The 17,831-nt window shown below is 60.8% G+C and carries 15 protein-coding genes; 3 read left to right on the top strand and 12 right to left on the bottom strand.

Annotated features, from left to right (window positions below; translation table 11 throughout):
- Window positions 1–64 precede the first annotated feature (64 nt).
- From PSH91_RS09055 to recR, 3 genes are all read left to right on the top strand, one after another.
- Window positions 65–403, top strand: coding sequence for a YbaB/EbfC family nucleoid-associated protein (locus PSH91_RS09055; RefSeq protein ID WP_003183512.1), 339 nt, complete (start codon window positions 65–67; stop codon window positions 401–403).
- 273 nt (window positions 404–676) lie between these two features.
- Window positions 677–1,711 (top strand): NADP-dependent oxidoreductase, encoded by a 1,035-nt coding sequence (locus PSH91_RS09060; RefSeq protein WP_047227175.1) that lies wholly within the window; start codon window positions 677–679, stop codon window positions 1,709–1,711.
- A 66-nt stretch (window positions 1,712–1,777) separates the two neighbouring features.
- Entirely contained in the window at window positions 1,778–2,380 is a 603-nt protein-coding gene (recR, locus tag PSH91_RS09065) for a recombination mediator RecR (RefSeq protein ID WP_047227281.1), read from the top strand.
- A 132-nt stretch (window positions 2,381–2,512) separates the two neighbouring features.
- Here the strand turns inward: recR and PSH91_RS09070 are convergent, their stop codons facing one another.
- The 12 genes from PSH91_RS09070 to PSH91_RS09125 form a co-directional block, all read right to left on the bottom strand.
- A complete protein-coding gene (locus tag PSH91_RS09070) occupies window positions 2,513–3,061 on the bottom strand; it encodes an adenine phosphoribosyltransferase (RefSeq protein WP_041020481.1) in 549 nt (182 codons plus the stop codon).
- A 75-nt stretch (window positions 3,062–3,136) separates the two neighbouring features.
- Window positions 3,137–3,871, bottom strand: coding sequence for a fumarate/nitrate reduction transcriptional regulator Fnr (fnr, locus tag PSH91_RS09075; RefSeq protein WP_047227176.1), 735 nt, complete (start codon window positions 3,869–3,871; stop codon window positions 3,137–3,139).
- A gap of 93 nt (window positions 3,872–3,964) precedes the next feature.
- Window positions 3,965–5,347, bottom strand: a complete 1,383-nt coding sequence (gene hemN, locus PSH91_RS09080) for an oxygen-independent coproporphyrinogen III oxidase (RefSeq protein ID WP_188251213.1) — start codon at window positions 5,345–5,347, stop codon at window positions 3,965–3,967.
- Between the two features lie 207 nt (window positions 5,348–5,554).
- A complete protein-coding gene (locus tag PSH91_RS09085; RefSeq protein ID WP_076385628.1) occupies window positions 5,555–6,238 on the bottom strand; it encodes a sulfite exporter TauE/SafE family protein in 684 nt (227 codons plus the stop codon).
- Window positions 6,231–6,449, bottom strand: a complete 219-nt coding sequence (gene ccoS, locus PSH91_RS09090; RefSeq protein WP_047227179.1) for a cbb3-type cytochrome oxidase assembly protein CcoS — start codon at window positions 6,447–6,449, stop codon at window positions 6,231–6,233. The genes PSH91_RS09085 and ccoS overlap by 8 nt, the downstream gene beginning before the upstream one ends.
- Window positions 6,450–6,473: 24 nt before the next feature.
- A complete protein-coding gene (locus tag PSH91_RS09095) occupies window positions 6,474–8,924 on the bottom strand; it encodes a heavy metal translocating P-type ATPase (protein ID WP_305467925.1) in 2,451 nt (816 codons plus the stop codon).
- Window positions 8,925–9,071: 147 nt separating this feature from the next.
- The gene (locus PSH91_RS09100) at window positions 9,072–9,611 is read right to left on the bottom strand and encodes a FixH family protein (RefSeq protein ID WP_047227181.1); all 540 of its coding nucleotides are present in this window, start codon (window positions 9,609–9,611) and stop codon (window positions 9,072–9,074) included.
- Between the two features lie 11 nt (window positions 9,612–9,622).
- Window positions 9,623–11,038: a cytochrome c oxidase accessory protein CcoG gene (ccoG, locus tag PSH91_RS09105; RefSeq protein ID WP_047227182.1), complete on the bottom strand. Its 1,416-nt coding sequence runs from the start codon at window positions 11,036–11,038 to the stop codon at window positions 9,623–9,625.
- A gap of 488 nt (window positions 11,039–11,526) precedes the next feature.
- Window positions 11,527–12,537: a hypothetical protein gene (locus PSH91_RS09110; protein ID WP_076385624.1), complete on the bottom strand. Its 1,011-nt coding sequence runs from the start codon at window positions 12,535–12,537 to the stop codon at window positions 11,527–11,529.
- A gap of 6 nt (window positions 12,538–12,543) precedes the next feature.
- Window positions 12,544–16,947: an RHS repeat-associated core domain-containing protein gene (locus tag PSH91_RS09115; protein ID WP_305467926.1), complete on the bottom strand. Its 4,404-nt coding sequence runs from the start codon at window positions 16,945–16,947 to the stop codon at window positions 12,544–12,546.
- Between the two features lie 90 nt (window positions 16,948–17,037).
- Window positions 17,038–17,448, bottom strand: coding sequence for a type II toxin-antitoxin system VapC family toxin (locus tag PSH91_RS09120; protein ID WP_076385622.1), 411 nt, complete (start codon window positions 17,446–17,448; stop codon window positions 17,038–17,040).
- The gene (locus PSH91_RS09125; RefSeq protein WP_076385620.1) at window positions 17,448–17,702 is read right to left on the bottom strand and encodes a type II toxin-antitoxin system Phd/YefM family antitoxin; all 255 of its coding nucleotides are present in this window, start codon (window positions 17,700–17,702) and stop codon (window positions 17,448–17,450) included. The genes PSH91_RS09120 and PSH91_RS09125 overlap by 1 nt, the downstream gene beginning before the upstream one ends.
- Between the last annotated feature and the right edge of the window lie 129 nt (window positions 17,703–17,831).

Raw genomic sequence — 17,831 nt, forward strand, 5'->3', positions numbered from 1 at the left:
CTGAAAGCGTCAGGCCGAACGGGCCGGGCGCGGTGTTTATCCAAGTACTTTCGAGGTGATTCCCATGATGAAAGGTGGCATGGCCGGCCTGATGAAGCAGGCGCAGCAGATGCAGGAAAAAATGGCCAAGATGCAGGAAGAACTGGCCAACGCCGAAGTCACCGGCAAGTCCGGCGGCGACATGGTGACCGTGGTCATGACCGGTCGCCACGACATCAAGCGCGTGAGCATCGACCCGAGCGTGGTCGAAGGCCTGAGCGAAGACGACAAGGAAATGCTCGAAGCCCTGTTCGCCGCCGCCGTCAATGATGCAGTGCGCAAGATCGAAGCCAACAGCCAGGACAAAATGTCCGGCATGACCGCTGGCATGCAACTGCCGCCGGGCATGAAACTGCCGTTCTGACTCGCCATCCCGATCGGGATGGGCTACATACAATGCCAGGCATCGCGCCTGGCATTTTTGTTTGTGTCACAAGGCGAGTGCGCTAGAAACTTTACCTGTGGGAGCAAGGCTTGCCCGCGATGAACGATGACGCGCCGCAGCGACGAACCGGAGCGTCTGCATCGCGGGCAAGCCTTGCTCCCACCAGTACCCACTGAACAAACATCGAACGCCGCCCAGCCGGCAATGGTCTGCTTCCTGTAAGTGCCACTCAACGATCAAGGAGACGCTTCCATGTCACAAGCATCGACCACCCACCAGCGCATCGTCCTCGCCTCCCGCCCCACAGGTGCTCCCACCCCGGACAACTTCCGTCTGGAGCAGGTGACGTTGCCGGAGCTGCAGGAGGGGCAGATCCTGCTCAAGACGCTGTTTCTCTCATTGGACCCTTACATGCGCGGACGGATGAGCGACGCACCTTCCTACGCCGCGCCGGTGGAAATCGATGAGGTGATGACCGGTGGTGCTGTCAGCCGGGTCGAGCGTTCTATGCATCCGAAGTTTCAGGAGGGGGATCTGGTGGTGGGCGCTACGGGGTGGCAGAGCCACACTGTCAGCGATGGCCGCAATGTCATTCCGATCCCGTCCGGGCTGCCCAGCCCGTCGATGGCGCTGGGTGTGCTGGGCATGCCGGGCATGACCGCGTACATGGGCTTGATGGAGATCGGTCAGCCCAAGGCCGGGGAAACCCTGGTGGTCGCGGCAGCCTCGGGCGCAGTCGGCTCGGTGGTCGGCCAGGTGGCGAAGATCAAGGGCCTGCGGGTGGTCGGTGTGGCCGGCGGCCCCGAGAAATGCAAGTACGTGGTCGACGAGTTGGGGTTCGACGCCTGTGTCGATCACAAGCGCGATGACTTTGCCGAGGCACTGGCCCGGGCTTGCGACAAGGGCATCGACATCTATTACGAAAACGTCGGTGGCAAGGTGTTCGACGCCGTGGTGCCGCTGCTCAACGCCAAGGCGCGGATTCCCCTCTGTGGCCTGATCGCGTCCTACAACGAGCATGAAGCTCCCACTGGCCCGGATCGCTTGCCGCAATTGCAGCGCACCTTGCTGACCAAGCGCGTGCGGATCCAGGGGTTTATCGTGTTCGACGATTTCAGTGGTCGTCAGCCGGAGTTCATCAGCGCCATGGCGCCTTGGGTGCGTGACGGCAAGGTCAAGTTCCGCGAAGACGTGGTCGATGGCCTTGAGAATGCCCCACAGGCCTTTATCGGCCTGCTGGAAGGGCGCAACTTCGGCAAGCTGGTGGTGCGGGTGGCGCAGGATTGAGTATTTGACGCTAATCGGAGGCGCGGGTATAAACCGCGTCTCGTTGTTATGTCGGACATTTCCTCCATGAGCTTCAGCCCTTTGATTCGCCAACTGATCGACGCCCTGCGAACTTTGCCGGGTGTGGGTCAGAAAACTGCTCAGCGCATGGCGTTGCAATTGCTTGAGCGTGATCGCAGCGGCGGTTCGCGTCTGGCTCTGGCCCTGAGCCAGGCCATGGAAGGGGTAGGGCATTGCCGCTTATGCCGCACCCTCACTGAAGACGACCTCTGCCCGCAATGCGCCGACCCGCGTCGGGACGACAGCCTGCTATGCGTCGTGGAAGGACCCATGGATGTGTACGCCGTGGAGCAGACCGGTTTTCGCGGCCGTTATTTCGTGCTCAAGGGGCATTTGTCTCCGCTCGACGGCCTGGGACCGGAAGCCATCGGCATTCCGCAACTGATGGCGCGGATCGAAGAGGCCGGGACTTTCACCGAAGTCATCCTCGCCACCAACCCGACGGTCGAAGGCGAAGCCACCGCCCACTACATCGCGCAATTGCTCAACAACAAGGGCCTGATCGCCTCACGCATCGCTCATGGCGTGCCGCTGGGCGGCGAGCTGGAACTGGTGGACGGCGGGACGCTGGCGCATTCGTTTGCCGGGCGCAAACCGATCGCTTTATAACTGCTACGAATAACCCTGTGGGAGCGAGCTTGCTCGCGATAGCGGTGTGTCAGTCACCATCGATGTCGGCTGACACGCCGCTATCGCGAGCAGGCTCGCTCCCACATGGGGTGTGTGTGCTATTGACGGGCGTTACCTTTCGCTCAACGAAAACTGCGTCAGGCAGAACGTCGGTATCCCCATGTCTTCCAGGCGCTGCGAGCCAAGCAACTCCGGCAGGTCGATGATCGCCGCGGCCTCGTGGACCTTGGCGCCCATGCGGCGGATCAGGTTGGCGGCGGCGATCAGCGTGCCGCCGGTGGCGATCAGGTCATCGAACATCACCACCGAATCACCCTCGCACAGGCTGTCGGCGTGAACTTCAAGGAAGGCTTCGCCGTATTCGGTCTGGTAACCCTCGGCCAGCACATCCGCCGGCAGCTTGCCTTGCTTGCGAAACAGCACCAAGGGCTTGTTCAACTGATAAGCCAGGATTGAGCCGATCAGGAAGCCTCGCGCATCCATCGCGCCGATGTGGGTGAACTCGGCCTCGACATAACGATGGGCGAAGCTGTCCATCACCAGCCGCAACGCGGTGGGGGACTGGAACAGTGGGGTAATGTCGCGAAAGATCACGCCCGGCTTGGGGAAATCGATCACGGGGCGGATCAGGGATTTGATATCGAAGGAGTCGAAGACCATCGTCTAGGTGTCCTGGCAGGCTGCAAACGCCGGAGTATAGCGCGGCAAGGCGAATCTGGGCCGCGCGCATGCTCATCAGCCGTCGATCGAGCCACCCGCCAGGGCGCAGAGCTGGATCGGGTCGAGAATATGAATCTCCTTGCCTTCGGCGGCGATCAACTCGTTCTGTTGGAAACGGGTGAATACCCGGGACACGGTTTCCACCGCCAGGCCCAGGTAGTTGCCGATTTCGTTACGCGACATGCTCAGGCGGAACTGGTTGGCCGAAAACCCACGAGCGCGGAAACGTGCCGAGAGGTTCACCAGGAACGTGGCGATGCGTTCGTCGGCGGTTTTCTTCGAGAGCAGCAGCATCATTTGCTGATCGTCGCGGATTTCCCGGCTCATGACCCGCATCAACTGACGACGCAGTTGCGGCAGTTGCAAGGCCAGCTCGTCCAGGCGATCGAAGGGTATCTCGCACACCGAGGTGGTTTCCAGCGCCTGGGCCGAGACCGGATGGGTTTCGGTGTCCATGCCCGACAGACCCACCAGCTCGCTGGGCAGGTGGAAGCCGGTGAGCTGTTCTTCGCCGCCATCGCTCAGATTGAAGGTTTTCAAGGCGCCCGAGCGCACGGCATAGACGGAATCGAAGGTGTCGCCCTGGCGAAACAGGAATTCACCTTTTTTCAACGGTCGACCCCGTTTAACGATGTCGTCCAGCGCGTCCATATCCTCCAGATTCAATGAAAGTGGCAGGCAGAGCGGAGCCAGGCTGCAATCCTTGCAATGTGCCTGGTTGTGGGCGCGCAGTTTGACTGGCTCGGACATTTCTTAAATCCTTGTGGGAAACACACATAAGCCGTAAGGGTAACTCAGCTAAGGTACTCCGGCCAGTGGGCTTTCATCGTCAAATTGTCGCGCTCAGATGACTCGGGAGAAGCGCTGTCGATTGTGTCCTTCCAGATAGGCATCAAAGACCATGCACACCGAGCGCACCAGCAGGCGCCCGGCGGGCAGTACCTTGATGTGGCTGCTGTCCAATTCGATCAGGCCGTCTTCGGCCATCCCCTGCAATTGCGGCCACAACGGTGCAAAGTAACCGCGAAAATCGATGTTGAACGTTTGTTCGATGTCGGTGAATAGCAGATTGAAATGGCAGATCAACTGCTGGATCACCGCGCGCCGCAGCCGATCGTCGGCATTGCACAGCAGCCCGCGGCTGGTCGCCAGTTGACCGTCGGCCAGGGTGTTCTGGTAATGGTTCAGGTCACTGCTGTTCTGGCAGTACAAATCGCCGATCTGGCTGATGGCTGACACGCCAAGGCCGATCAGGTCGCAGTGACCATGGGTGGTATAGCCCTGGAAGTTGCGTTGCAGGGTAGCGTCTTCCTGGGCAATCGCCAGTTCGTCGTCGGGCAGGGCGAAGTGGTCCATGCCGATATAGCGATAACCCGCCGCGGTCAGTTGTTCGATGGTGCCTTGCAGCATCGCCAGTTTCTGCGCCGGGTTGGGCAGGTCCTGGCTGTTGATGCGGCGTTGGGGCATGAAGCGTTCCGGCAAGTGGGCGTAGTTGAACACCGAAAGCCGGTCCGGCTGCAGCTGGATGACTTCCTGGACCGTGCGGGCGAAATTTTCCGGGGTCTGTTTGGGCAGCCCGTAGATCAGGTCGATGTTGATCGAACGGAACTGCAAGGTCCGGGCGGCTTCGATCACCGCGCGGGTTTCTTCCAGGCTTTGCAGGCGGTTGACGGCGCGCTGCACGGCCGGGTCAAGGTCCTGCAGGCCGATGCTGACGCGGTTAAAACCCAGTTCCCGCAACAGGCCCATGGTGGACCAGTCGGCTTCCCGGGGATCGATTTCGATCCCGTAGTCGCCGGAATCGTCCTCCAGCAGGTTGAAGTGTTGGCGCAACCTGGCCATCAACTGGCGCAGTTCGTCATGGTTGAGGAACGTCGGGGTGCCGCCGCCCAGGTGCAACTGTTCTACGCGCTGGGCCGGGTCGAGGTGGCAGCCGATCAGCTGGATTTCCTGTTCCAGGCGTTGCAGATAGGCGTGGGCGCGGCCACGGTCCTTGGTGATGACTTTGTTGCAGGCGCAGTAGTAGCAAATGTTCGCGCAGAACGGCACATGCACATACAACGACAGTGGCCTCAAGGCTTTGCGGCTGTCGCGCAGGGCGTGGAGCAGGTCGAAGGTCCCCACCTGGCTGCCGAATTGCGCCGCGGTCGGATACGAGGTGTAGCGGGGCCCCGCCAGGTCGTAACGGTGGATCAGGTTTGAGTCCCAACGAATGGCGTCGAGCATGCGGGCGTTTCCCGGATAGGCTGGCATGGGCGAGAGTTTAAGAGGGAGGGCGCGGGGCGGTTTTGATTTGCGTCAACGGGGGGTGGAGTCTGGGCGAGGGCCAATCGCGAGCAGGCTCGCTCCCACAGGGATTTGCGGTGTTCATGAGGTTTGGGTCAGCCGCGATCCAGTGTGCGAGCGAGCCTGCTCGCGATGGCGGCGACTCGGTCAATGCCCCATGAGCCAATGCTGATGCGGCCCTGGCAGGGTCCAGATACCAAAGACAATCACCAACAGCCCGCCGGCCATGCGCACGCTGCGTTTGCGCAACAGGGCGGTGATGCGTTCGGCGGCCATGCCGGTGGCGAGCAACACCGGCCAGGTGCCGAGGCCGAAGGCGAGCATCAGCAACGCGCTGTCCAGCGCATCGCCCTGGCTGGCCGACCAGAGCAGGGTGCTGTAGACCAACCCACACGGCAGCCAGCCCCAGAGCGCGCCGAGCAGCAAGGCCCGGGGCAGGCTCGACACCGGCAGCAAGCGGTTGGCGACGGGCTGGATATGCCGCCACAGGCCACGACCGACGCCTTCGATGCGGGTCAAGCCGCTCCACCAGCCCGCCAGATACAGGCCCATGGCGATCAACAGCAGGCCGGCCAACACGCGCATGACCATCGCCGCCGGACTATTGGCCACGGCCCAACCAGCCAGGCCGATCAGTAGCCCTGCGCTGGCGTAGCTCAGAATCCGCCCAACGTTGTAGGCCAGCAGCAATCGAAAGCGCCGGCTGCGCTGTTCCTTGGGGATTGCCAGGGTCAGGGCGCCCATCAGGCCGCCGCACATCCCCAGGCAATGGCCGCCGCCCAATAAACCCAGGATGAGCGCCGAGACCAACAATGGCGCCAGATCAAGCATGGGGCGGGGCCTTGTCGTCCGGCTTGCGGGGCTCGCCGCTGGCTTCGTCCACCGCTGCCTTGTGGTTCGGATCCTGATCGTCGAACAGAATGCTGTGGGCCGGACCGTCGAGGTCGTCGTACTGCCCGCTGTCCACGGCCCAGAAGAAGATGTAGACGGCAATGGCCACGATCAGCAGTGCGGCCGGGATCATCACGTAAAGAGCTGGCATGTCGGAACTCCATGCCCGCGCGGCTCAGGCCGGCAGCGGGCGGGTATCGGGCGAGGCATCGAAAACCTGCATCTTGGGCTGGCGAGTCAGCCTCAGCGCATTCAACACCACGGTCAGCGAACTGATGGACATGCCGATCGCGGCCCACACCGGCGTAATCCAGCCGAGGGCGGCGAACGGCAACATGAGGCCATTGTACAGTGCCGCCCACACCAGGTTCTCGATGATCACCCGCCGTGTGCGCCGGGCCAGGCTGAAGGCGTGGATCAGGGCGTCGAGACGGTTGGACAGCAGCACCGCATCGGCGCTGGTCTTGGCAAGATCGGTGGCCGAGCCCATGGCGACACTGATGTCCGCCGCCGCCAGCACCGGCACGTCATTCACCCCGTCGCCGAGCATCAGCACCTTGCGGCCCTGCTGGTGCAACTGTTGCAACACGGCCAGTTTGTCGTCCGGGCGCAAACCGCCGCGGGCCTCATCGATGCCCAGTTCGGCGGCGACACTGGCAACCATGGGCGAACTGTCGCCCGACAGCAACAGTGTGCGCCAGCCCCGCGCTTTGCAGGCGGCCAGCAATGCCGGGGCGTCGGTACGCAAGCGGTCGTCGAGGACGAACCAGGCCAACGGACCGATGTCATCACCCAGCAGCAACCATTGTCCGGGCTCATCCGGCATCACCGGCACCGCCGCGCCACTGAGTTCGCAGACAAAACCGGGTTGGCCGATGCGCAGGCGCTGGTCACCCACCAGCCCTTCCAGGCCCAGCCCCGGGGTGCTTTGCACATGCTCGGCGGCCAGTGGCGCGCGGCCAAAGGCACGGGCGATGGGGTGTTCGGAGCGATTTTCCAGGGCAGCGGCCAGGCCCAGGCATTGATCACTGTCCAGGGCCGTCAGCGTGCGAATGGCGCGCAACGCCAGACGCCCTTCGGTGAGGGTGCCGGTCTTGTCGAAAATCACCGTGTCGATCTGGTTCAGGCCCTCCAGCACATGGCCGCGAGTCAGCAGCAGGCCAAGCTTGTGCAGCGTGCCGGTGGCGGCGGTAAGAGCGGTTGGCGTGGCCAGGGACAGTGCGCAAGGGCAGGTGGCGACCAGCATCGCCAGCACAATCCAGAAGGCGCGAGAGGCATCCAGTTGCCACCACAGCACACCGATGGCCGCCGCAGCGACCAGGGAGAACAGCAGGAACCATTGCGCGGCGCGGTCGGCGATTTCCGCCAGCCGCGGCTTCTCGGCCTGGGCTCGTTCCAGCAACCGGACGATGGCCGACAGCCGGGTGTCTTGCCCCAGTGCCAACACCTGGACCGTCAATGCGCCTTCTACGTTAAGGGTGCCGGCCGTCACCGTGTCGCCCACTTGGCGAGGTTGTGGCAGGTATTCGCCGGTCAGCAGCGATTCGTCGACACTGGACTGGCCGTCGAGGATTCTGCCGTCGGCCGGCAGAACCGCTCCGGGATGCACCAGGACCCGGTCACCGGTGCGCAATTCGCTGAGCAGGATGCGTTCACTCTGGCCGTTATCCTCCAGGCGCAGGCACGAGGCCGGCAGCAGATTAACCAGTTGTGCGGTGGCGGCAGCGGTGCGCTCCCTGGCACGGCGTTCCAGGTAGCGACCGGCCAGAAGGAACAGTGCGAACATGCCCACGGCATCGAAATACAGCTCGCCCACCCCGGTGACGGACGTCCAGATCCCGGCCACGTAGGCGCCGCCAATGGCCAGGGACACCGAAACGTCCATGGTCAGGTGTCGGGTGCGCAGGTCGCGCATCGCGCCCTTGAAGAACGGCGCGCAGCTATAAAACACGATAGGTGTGGTGAGGAACAGCGCGACCCAGCGCAGGATGGTGTGCATCTCCGGGCTCAGGTCGATGTTGAATTCCGGCCAGGTGGCCATGGTCGCCATCATCGCCTGGAACCAGAGCAAACCGGCTACGCCCAATTGGCGCAGGGCCAGGCGATTTTGCGCGGCCAACTGTTCGCTGGCCTGATCGGCCTGGTAGGGATGGGCGACGTAGCCGATCTGGCGCAGTTCGGCCAGCAAGGTGCTCAGCGGTAATTGAGCGTCGGCCCAGCTCACGTGCAGGCGGTGATTGGACAGGTTCAGCCGCGCCTCGGCCACGGCGGGCAGGCTGCGCAGTTGTTTTTCGATCAGCCAGCCGCAGGCGGCGCAACTGATGCCTTCGATCAGCAGCGTGGTTTCGGCCAGCTCGCCTTCATGGCGCACGAACGACTGCTGCACGTCCGGGCGGTCGTACAGCGCCAGCTCATCGATCAACTGGACCGGCAGGGTTTCGGGGTTGGCCGACGCTTCGCTGCGATGCTGGTAATAGCTTTCCAAACCACCAGCGACAATGGCCTCGGCCACCGCCTGGCAGCCCGGGCAGCACAGCTCACGGGTTTCACCCAGGACAACGGCGGTGAAGCGACTGCCCGGGGGGACGGGCAGGGCGCAGTGGTAGCAAGGCAGTGGGGTGGTCATGAGGTATTCACATATCGAAACTTTCTGGCATCTGAAGGCCTTTTCGCGAGCAGGCTCGCTCCCACAGGTCTGCGTCGTTGTGAATTGAACCTAACGACACCTCAATGTGGGAGCGAGCCTGCTCGCGATTGCGCGCAGCGCAGCCGTCTATTTCTTCAGGTCTTCAGCGCCTTGCAGCGGTTCATCGCCGAGCAGGATGGCCTGGTCATGGTTGATCTGCTCTTCTTCGAACAGGCGCCAGGTCTTGTCGTTCTCCACACCCAGCAATTCGACAAAGCGCCGGCCTTCGATCTTGTCCGTCAACTGACCGACATACCGTCCCGGCTCGCTGTCGTTGCGCGTCAGGACGATCTTGCGATCCTTCTCCGGCTGGGTGGGCGAGATCAGGCTCAGTTCCAGGGTCTGGGGCCGGCTGTCGCCGCTCAGGCGCAGGTTTACTTCGCCGGTGACGTCATCCAGTTGCACGTTGGCATGCAGTTGCAGGGTCTGGCCCAGCAGTTCGCGCTCCAGGGAGCGGTTGATGCCCTTGCCGGCTTCGTAGTAGTTGTCGTTGACCAGGTTGTCCGGGTTGTTCACGGCGATGGTCACCATGGTCAGACTCAGCGTCACCGAGCAGGCCAGGATCGCAATGATGATCCACGGCCAGAGATGCTTGTACCAGGGGCTGGTGGCGGTTGCTGCAGGCATGTTCAGTTCTCTCAACGAATTTGTGGGCCGATGAACCGGCTCTTGGCTTCAACATGAACGCTGTCGTCATCGGCATCCTTGAGGATGAACGTCACCTCGTTGGTGCTCGACGGCAGTTGGTCCGGTGCACTGGACAGTTCTACCGGCTGGGTGAAGATCTCACCGGCCGCGACCTTGATTTCCCGGCGTCCCTGGAGCTTGAGATCCGGCAGGCCGGAGGCCTCCAGCACGTACGTATGGTCGTGCTGGTCCTTGTTCATGATCTTGAGGCTGTAGACGTTCTCGATCCGGCCTTCGGCGTTCTCGCGGTACAGCACGCGGTCCTTGCTGACGTCGAAACCGACCAGCGAACGCATGAAGAACGCGGTCACCAGCAGACTGATCATTGCCAGCAGCACCAGGGCATAACCGATCAGGCGTGGGCGCAGTTTATGGGTTTTCTGCCCCGAGAGGTTATGTTCGGTGGTGTAACTGATCAGCCCGCGCGGATAATCCATCTTGTCCATGATGTTGTCGCAGGCGTCGATGCACGCCGCGCAGCCGATACATTCAATCTGCAGGCCATCGCGAATGTCGATACCGGTGGGGCAGACCTGGACGCACATGGTGCAGTCGATGCAGTCCCCCAGGCCCAGGGCCTTGTAGTCAACGCCCTTCTTGCGCGGGCCACGGCTTTCGCCCCGACGCGGGTCGTAGGAAACGATCAGGGTGTCCTTGTCGAACATCACGCTCTGGAAACGGGCGTAAGGGCACATGTAGATGCACACCTGCTCGCGCAGCCAGCCGGCGTTGCCGTAGGTGGCGAGGGTAAAGAAGCCGACCCAGAAATACGACCAGCCATCGGCCTGGCCGGTAAAGAATTCGAACACCAGTTCGCGAATCGGCGTGAAATAACCGACGAAGGTCATGCCGGTCACAAAACCGATCAGCAGCCACAGGCTGTGCTTGGCCAACTTGCGCAGGAACTTGTTCCCGCTCATGGGCGCCTTGTCGAGCTTGATGCGTTGGTTGCGGTCGCCTTCGGTGACCTTCTCGCACCACATGAAAATCCAGGTCCACACGCTTTGCGGACAGGTGTAGCCGCACCAGACCCGCCCGGCATAGACCGTAATGAAAAACAGGCCGAAGGCGGCAATGATCAGCAGTCCGGACAGGAGGATGAAGTCCTGGGGCCAGAAGGTCGCACCGAAAATGAAAAATTTGCGTTCGGGCAGGTTCCACCAGACGGCCTGATGCCCGCCCCAGTTCAGCCAGACCGTACCGAAATACAGCAGGAACAACACGCCACCGCCGACCATCCGCAGGTTGCGGAACAGGCCGGTGAAGGCACGGGTGTAGATTTTTTCCCGAGAGGCATACAGGTCGACGCTTTGGTTCGCGTCCTTGGCAGGCGGGGTGACGTCATGTACCGGAATCTGGTTACTCATCAAAATGCATCCCACGGCAGTGGAAAAGTGCCGGGATCAGTACGTGCCGACCACGGTCAGAAAGGGTATTGCAGTGGTGCAATGATACGCCTGTAGGTCTAGCTCAAGGGTGCGACCTTTGGTCGCGTTGGGACTCTGCATAGAATGGTGTAGCGGATGTAACAAGTCATGACCCAGATCAATTGACTATAGACATTCCATGGCGTTGGCGAAAAAACCATGGGCCTGCCGACTCGTTCGACAGCCCCTCCTGATTGTTTTGTGCCACTATTTTTGGCGGCTCCGCCGCCCAGCGGGGGTAAGTTCCCTCGCCACGGGGATTTGCGCTTAACCTGCGCCTGGTCATTTGTTCGCAAGCGCCAGATCGAACTGCTTGTTTCCCAATTTGATCTAGCCGCCAGGGTTTTCTTGAGCACAGCCGAATCCCGGCTCTGATTATTTTTTTGCGCTGCAAAGAGAAGCGTCAGGCGCACAAATGCATCAAGTTTCTACCGGCGGTACAAAATGTTGTAGAACGCGGTTTGCTCATCCTTGATCAAGGACAGATCGTGCCCCGTGGGAATTTTTTCGAACAGCGCTTTGTTGACTGCCATCCGACGCATGATGATCACCTCCAGCAATTGGCCGAACAGCGCTTCATCACGGACGTGTTTTTTCAGTTTTAGAATTTCGTGAGGCTTGTCTTTCAGGACGTGAAAGGCGTAATTCATCACAACCATATTGGAGACGAACAGGTTTGCCGTTGACTGAAGCGGATTGACCGCGTCGATCAAAGCATCAAATATTTTTTGCCTGTCCTGAGCATAGGTGGGCAAAAAAACGTCGGGGTACATAAGCTCGCTGTGACGATCATTGATCGCGCAGCGGTAATGGGTATCGTCGGGCTCGCTGAGTAATCTGACTGTGCTTGTTTGAAACGTTTTCAACGTACTCAGCAGTTGATGCTCTTTCCTGCTGTCGGCCTTGATCGCTTTGTAAACCAGATCAATCACATCCAGAAAAGCCACGGACCCCAGCCCATCGGTCGCCATCATCAACTGATTGCCCTCGATGCTGAACCGACGATACGCCTCGTCATCGATGCTCAATTCGAAGAGGAGGAACCTAAGCATGTAGTTCCTGAGGCGCGCATCCGCATCCAGGGTGCTGTTCTTCAAGCTGATCAGTTGGATCAGGTAGAAGAAAATAAAATATTCCTTGTTGGTTCGTTGACGGTTGTCGATTTCAAGCAGGTAGCCAAAGCGCGACAGGACCAGGAGGAGGGCGTAGCAGTCGGGTTCCGTGAAGCCGTTCTTCAGCATGGCTTTTTCGAAAGCGCTGGTGGAAAACAAGTCCCGCCAGCGGCTAACGCTGAAGGGAGCGCCATTGTGTTTTTTCGCGACGACGTTCAGTAGCGAAGGCTCGTCTTCTTTGTAAAAAACAGCACCCAACGCCTTCGGATACGGCCGGACGTTCAGGAAATTTTCAAGCTTGTATGAGAGAAGATCGAATATGTCCATCTGGCTTTATCCGCAGGTCTTCCATTTTCCGTTCGGGCCTTTCTTCTCGACACGAAATGACGTAATGGTTTTATTGAATTTATCCAATAATCGGAAACCGATGCCTCTGGCCTTGGGCTCATTCGTCTTGGACAGCACGCCATCTTTCAGGCCCGTCTCTTTATAGTCAACGGTAGAGATGTCCTTGTGGTTATTGAGCATGCTGACCCCTTCGTTATTGACGGTGGCCACTACCCGATACTTCTCATTGCCTGGGTTGAATCCAGGGTTACTGTCCTGGTTGACCCAGACCGCTTTCTCTCCTCGGATATTCGGAACCAAGCCGCCTTTGCCTCCGTTGGCGGCCTTGGACGAGACGGTTTCGCTCTCGCCCATGTACCGGATAATCTCATTCTCTTTAAGCCCCAGCGGGTCGATCCAGGTAAATGGATTCGGTGCGTAGCGATAAAGATTCAGGCTTGCGGCCAGGCCCAAGGGGTCGGGCGTGGTAAAGCGGCCTATGTCGGGATCATAGAAGCGGAAGGTGTTGTAGTGCAGGCCTGTTTCCCGGTCCAGGTATTGCCCCTGAAAACGCAGGTTCTGTTCTTCGATGTAGTACGGCTCACGGACTTCATCAGTGGTATTGCCCCATACCTGGTAGTGAGCGTGCCATAGCGGATGGCCGTCACTTTCCGTCAAGGCCTGTGGCTGACCATTGGGGTCGTTGTGGTAATAGCGGATGCGTTGATGTTCACCGATGCCGTCGACCCGGGCCAAGGGCTCGTGACTGTCGCCAATATAGAGGTACAGGCTGGTCAGGCTATTTTTATGTTCCTTGAGTAATTGCAGGCCATCCCAGTCGAAACGCGTGCGGGCGATGAGACGCCCGTTGTCGTCATGTTCGGTTTTCTCAATCCTTCGGCCCAACGGGTCGTAGCGCATCCTGACGACGTTTCCACCGTCGGATTTCTGGGTTCGAACTTCAACCAGCCGGTGATCCGAGTCGTAACTGAAGCGCTGCAGGCCATGTCGCCCACTGCGCTTTTCAATCATTCGGCCAAAATCATCGTAGCGATAGTGCTTATCCTGATAGCGCTTGAGTTGGTTGTGCGTAACCCGCCCACCTGTACCAGGTGAACTGTCGAGGAGATTGGCGGCGGCATCGAAGGAAAATGTTTCATTCTGGCCTTGTCGAGTGCCCTGGCTTGCCAGGATGCGGCCGGTCACATCGTAGTGCAGCAATTGGCGTTGTTGACCTTTTGGCTGCCGTTCAAGGCGCGCCACCAGGTGGTCGCCAGGATCAAACTCAAAATGGGTTTGATCTGCGGCAGGCATCAACGACGGCTGGCTGGTATGCCGGCGTTGGCGGCTGCGTAAGCGCCCGCTACGGTCATATTCACTCCGTGTGCTGATTTGGCCTTGGGTGCGCAGCACCTCTCGATGCAGCCGGTCGCGTTCGAAGTCGCTGATGACGTGGCCGTCGAGGTTGATTTGGTGCAGATGACCACTGCCATAGTACAGGCGGCTGACCCAACGGCCGTCGGGTAGGTGGGTCTGGATCAGGTTGCCGAGTTCGTCGTAGTGATGCTTCAGAACGCCCGCTGAACTCTGCTCCTCAATCAGATAACCCAGCGCGTCATAAGCAAAGCCCAGTCGTTGTTCGTTGCCGTCGTTAGCGATGACGGTGGCTTCGATTAACTGATTCAACGGGCTATAGCTGTACCGGGACTGTCCATCAGGTGTGATTCGGGTGGTCAGCCGGCCAATGGCATCACGTTCGAGATGATGAACAATGGTCCTTTCACTGGGCTGATGATCACCTCGCGGCGCTGCGATGGTTTCGACTCGTTTTACGTTGTTGAGGACGTCGTACGTGTAGCCTTTGGCGCTGCCATCAAGGTTGCGCTGTTCGGCCAACCGATCCCCCGCATCCCAGGTAAACCGATAGCTCTCACCGTTCTCATTGACCAGCGCCTGCAGCCGCCCGTAGCTGTCGTACGCGAATTGCACCTGCCGGCCCTGGGCGTCGGTGCGTTGGCGGACCTGACCGCGACGGTTGTGCTGGTAGAGCGTGGTGTGCCCGGCCGGGTCGGTGTAGCCGGTCAACTGACCGGCGAGGTCGCGCTGGTACTGTTCGGTGCGGCCATCCGGCAATTGGCTGCTGAGCAAACGGCCTTGGGCGTCGTAGCTGAACTGGGTGCGCTCGCCGAGGGCGTCGGTGATGGTCTGCAGGTAGCCGCGCTGGTCGTAGCTGAACCGTGTCGGGTAACCCGAGCAATCGATGTGCTCCACCAACTGCCCGAACGGATTCCAGCGCAGCTTTTTAAGCTTGCCGGTGGCGTCGATGATTTCGATGACCTGACCGTGGGCGTCATAGCGATAGCGGGTGACGTGGCCCAGAGGATCGGTTTCGGCGGTGCAGTTGCCGCGTTGATCGTAGCGGTATTTCCAGCTGTGGCCGGCGGCATTGGTGTCCACCAGCGGCAGCGCCCAGTGCTCGAGCCATAACGTCGAATCACTGCGGCCCAAGGGATCGGTTTCGCCGATCAGGTTACCGGCCTCGTCATAGCTGTATTCATAGCGCCCGCCCTGTGGGTCGGTGGCGCTGAGCAGTTGGCGTTCGTCGTTCCACTCGAACAGCCAGGTCTGGCCGAGGTTGTCGCTGTATCGGGTGATCTGGTGTTGGCTGTTCCAGTGGCGCGTGCTGACGCGCTGCAAACCGTCGGTAATGCGGGTTACACCGGCCTTGAGGTCATAGTCGAACTGGTAGGTGTCGCCCTCGTCGGTCCAGTGGCGGACCACGCGCCATTCCTGGTCTTCGACCAAGGCCCATTCGTAGAAGCAACGCAGCCCGGTGGGCAGTTGGTGTTCCAGCATTCGCTGGCCGGCGTCGTAGCTGAAACGCCGTTGCACCTGGCCGGTGGCGTCGCGTACTTCGCTCAGGTTGTTCGCTGTGTCGTAGGCGTAGCTGACCAGCACTTCGCGCTGTTGGTCGGGGTAGAGGCGTTCTATCTGGGTGACGCGTTCGCGCTCGCGGATCAGCTCGACTTGCACCAGATCGAAGGTGTCGCGCAGGCGTATCAGTCGTCCGGCGGCGTCGTAGTCGAGGAAGATGCGATTGTCGTTGCGGTCACCGAGTTGGCTCAGGCGCAGCAGGGATGTGTGGCCCGGCGTGGGTTCGAATAGGCGATACACACCGTCGTCGCTTTCGATCAGCAACTGCCCGTTGAGATGACGTCGCACGGCCAGGCCTTCGCCAGCACTGAACACCGCGCCGCCCAACGGGATCGAACCCATGTCGATGGGCCGGGCCTGTTCGTCGGTGTAGAGCAGGGTCTCGCCGCCCTCGGGATGGGCCAGGATCTCCACCTGCACCTCGTAGACCACGCTCCAGCCCGCACCGAACATACCTTCGCGGCGCTCGTCGCGGCTGTTGTAGAAGCGTTGCCAGTCGATTGGCAGAACACCGGGCAAAACGAAGTCCAGCTCTTCATCGCGGCCCAGCACCTTGGCGCCGGTGGCGGCATGCACCGGGTTCGACGAGCCCATGGTGGCGTTGGCCGCGGCGCCCATGGCGCTGCTGACCGCCATCGACGCCGCGCCACCGGCCAGCATGCACGGCAGTTTGCTGAAGAACTTGCCCTTGCCCCCCTTGAGCATCAGCAACGCGGTGACCGCCAGCCCCACGCCCGGGGTCTTGCCGCTGCGAATCTCACGCACCACCACTGAGCCGCCGCCGATGGTCACGTCCGGGGAAATCAACCCGGCCGAGACCACCGTCGCATCGCAGGTGCTGCGGTCGCCGCTGCGCACGGCGGGCTGGCCATTGATGGTGACTTTGTCCGAGCCTTCAGCCATGAACTGCGGCGGCATCGGTGGGTGCTTGGTGCAGATCACCAGGTCTTCCGGCCGAGTCTCTGTGCCGGGGGCGGGCGAGGCGACGGTGGGGCGCCACATCTGCGAGAAGAAGTTGCCGGCCATGTCCAGGTAACTGGCCTCGGCTTCTTCTTCCGGCTCGGGCATGTCCAGTTCGGTGCCGGCCGGCGCGACATGGGAAACAACCGCTCCGGCGGCGCGGGCCGAGGGGATGTTGTTGGTAAAGGTGTCCTTGGAGCCGGTGAGGATGTTGGCCTGCACCGTGGGCGGGAAGAGCGCGTTGCCGATGCCTTCGCAGATATTGCTCAGGCCTTCGTCGGCCCCGGTCTTGCTCATGGCAATGCCCACGACCGCCCCCACCACCGCACCGAGCAGGAAACAACCCAAGCCACCCGTGGCGACGGTGATGCCGGTGGCGGCCACCACCGCTGCCGTCGCCAGGGCGGTGATGGCGATGTTGGCCGCCACTTCCAGCACGCCGCCGAGAATGTCGGCCATCATGGAGGTGTGGTTCAGTGCATCGCCCAGGCGAGCGGCCCAGAGCGCGTCAGACATGCCGGGGGCTCATCGTTGCGCGCTGAAGTGTTTCGATGCCCATTGCGCCTATCTCCTTGGCGGTAATTGATGGTCCGTCGCGACGTTATATTAGCTTGACCATGGATTGAGCAAGGCCACGCCGCTGCTTTGAAAATCACTCACATTGCGGGTGACCACGGTCAGGCCATGGACCAGCGCGGTGGCGGCAATCAGTGCATCGCATTCATTGCTGCGATCCGGTATATGCAGGCGAGCGCAGCGCAGCGCGACGGTGCGGTCGACCGCCAGGATCCTGCCGGAAAATGCGGGCAGGACGTGGTTATCCAGCCACGCGCGCAGGCGGCTGCCTTGCACCGGATCCTTGCGTTCGAAGCGCATTACACCAGTTTCCAGCTCCAATACGGTGATTGCCGAGACGTACAGGTTGGGGGCGGACACGCTCCGTGCCCAGGCCTGTACGTTTTTATCTGCATGCGGCTTGCGCAGTTCCGAAATGACATTGGTGTCGAGTAGAAACATCAGGACAGGTCCACTGGCCGGGGAGTGATGACGGCACGTTCGGTATCGAAATCGGTATCCGGCGCGTCAGGCATGACCAGCAACTCGACAATGCTGGTGCCAATGCCGGTCAGTTTCTGGTACTGCTCAATGCTTAGCAGTACGTGGGCCGGCTTGCCACGGTCAGTGATGATGACTGGCCCCTGGCGGGCGGCTTTTTTGGCACCACTTGTGTCGTGGTTGAATTCGCGGCTGGAAATGGTCGTGATGGACATGGCAGTGCCCTCATAAACTACAATGTAGGCACGTTACTACTGGCGTGGGCGGCGAGCAAGTTAAACAGCTTCGCTCCTGGATACCCACCAATAAAAAAGGCCCCGCCAACATGGGTTGACGGGGCCTTT

It is taken from the genome of Pseudomonas sp. FP1154 (assembly GCF_030687245.1).
GTDB classification, from domain to species: domain Bacteria; phylum Pseudomonadota; class Gammaproteobacteria; order Pseudomonadales; family Pseudomonadaceae; genus Aquipseudomonas; species Aquipseudomonas rhizophila.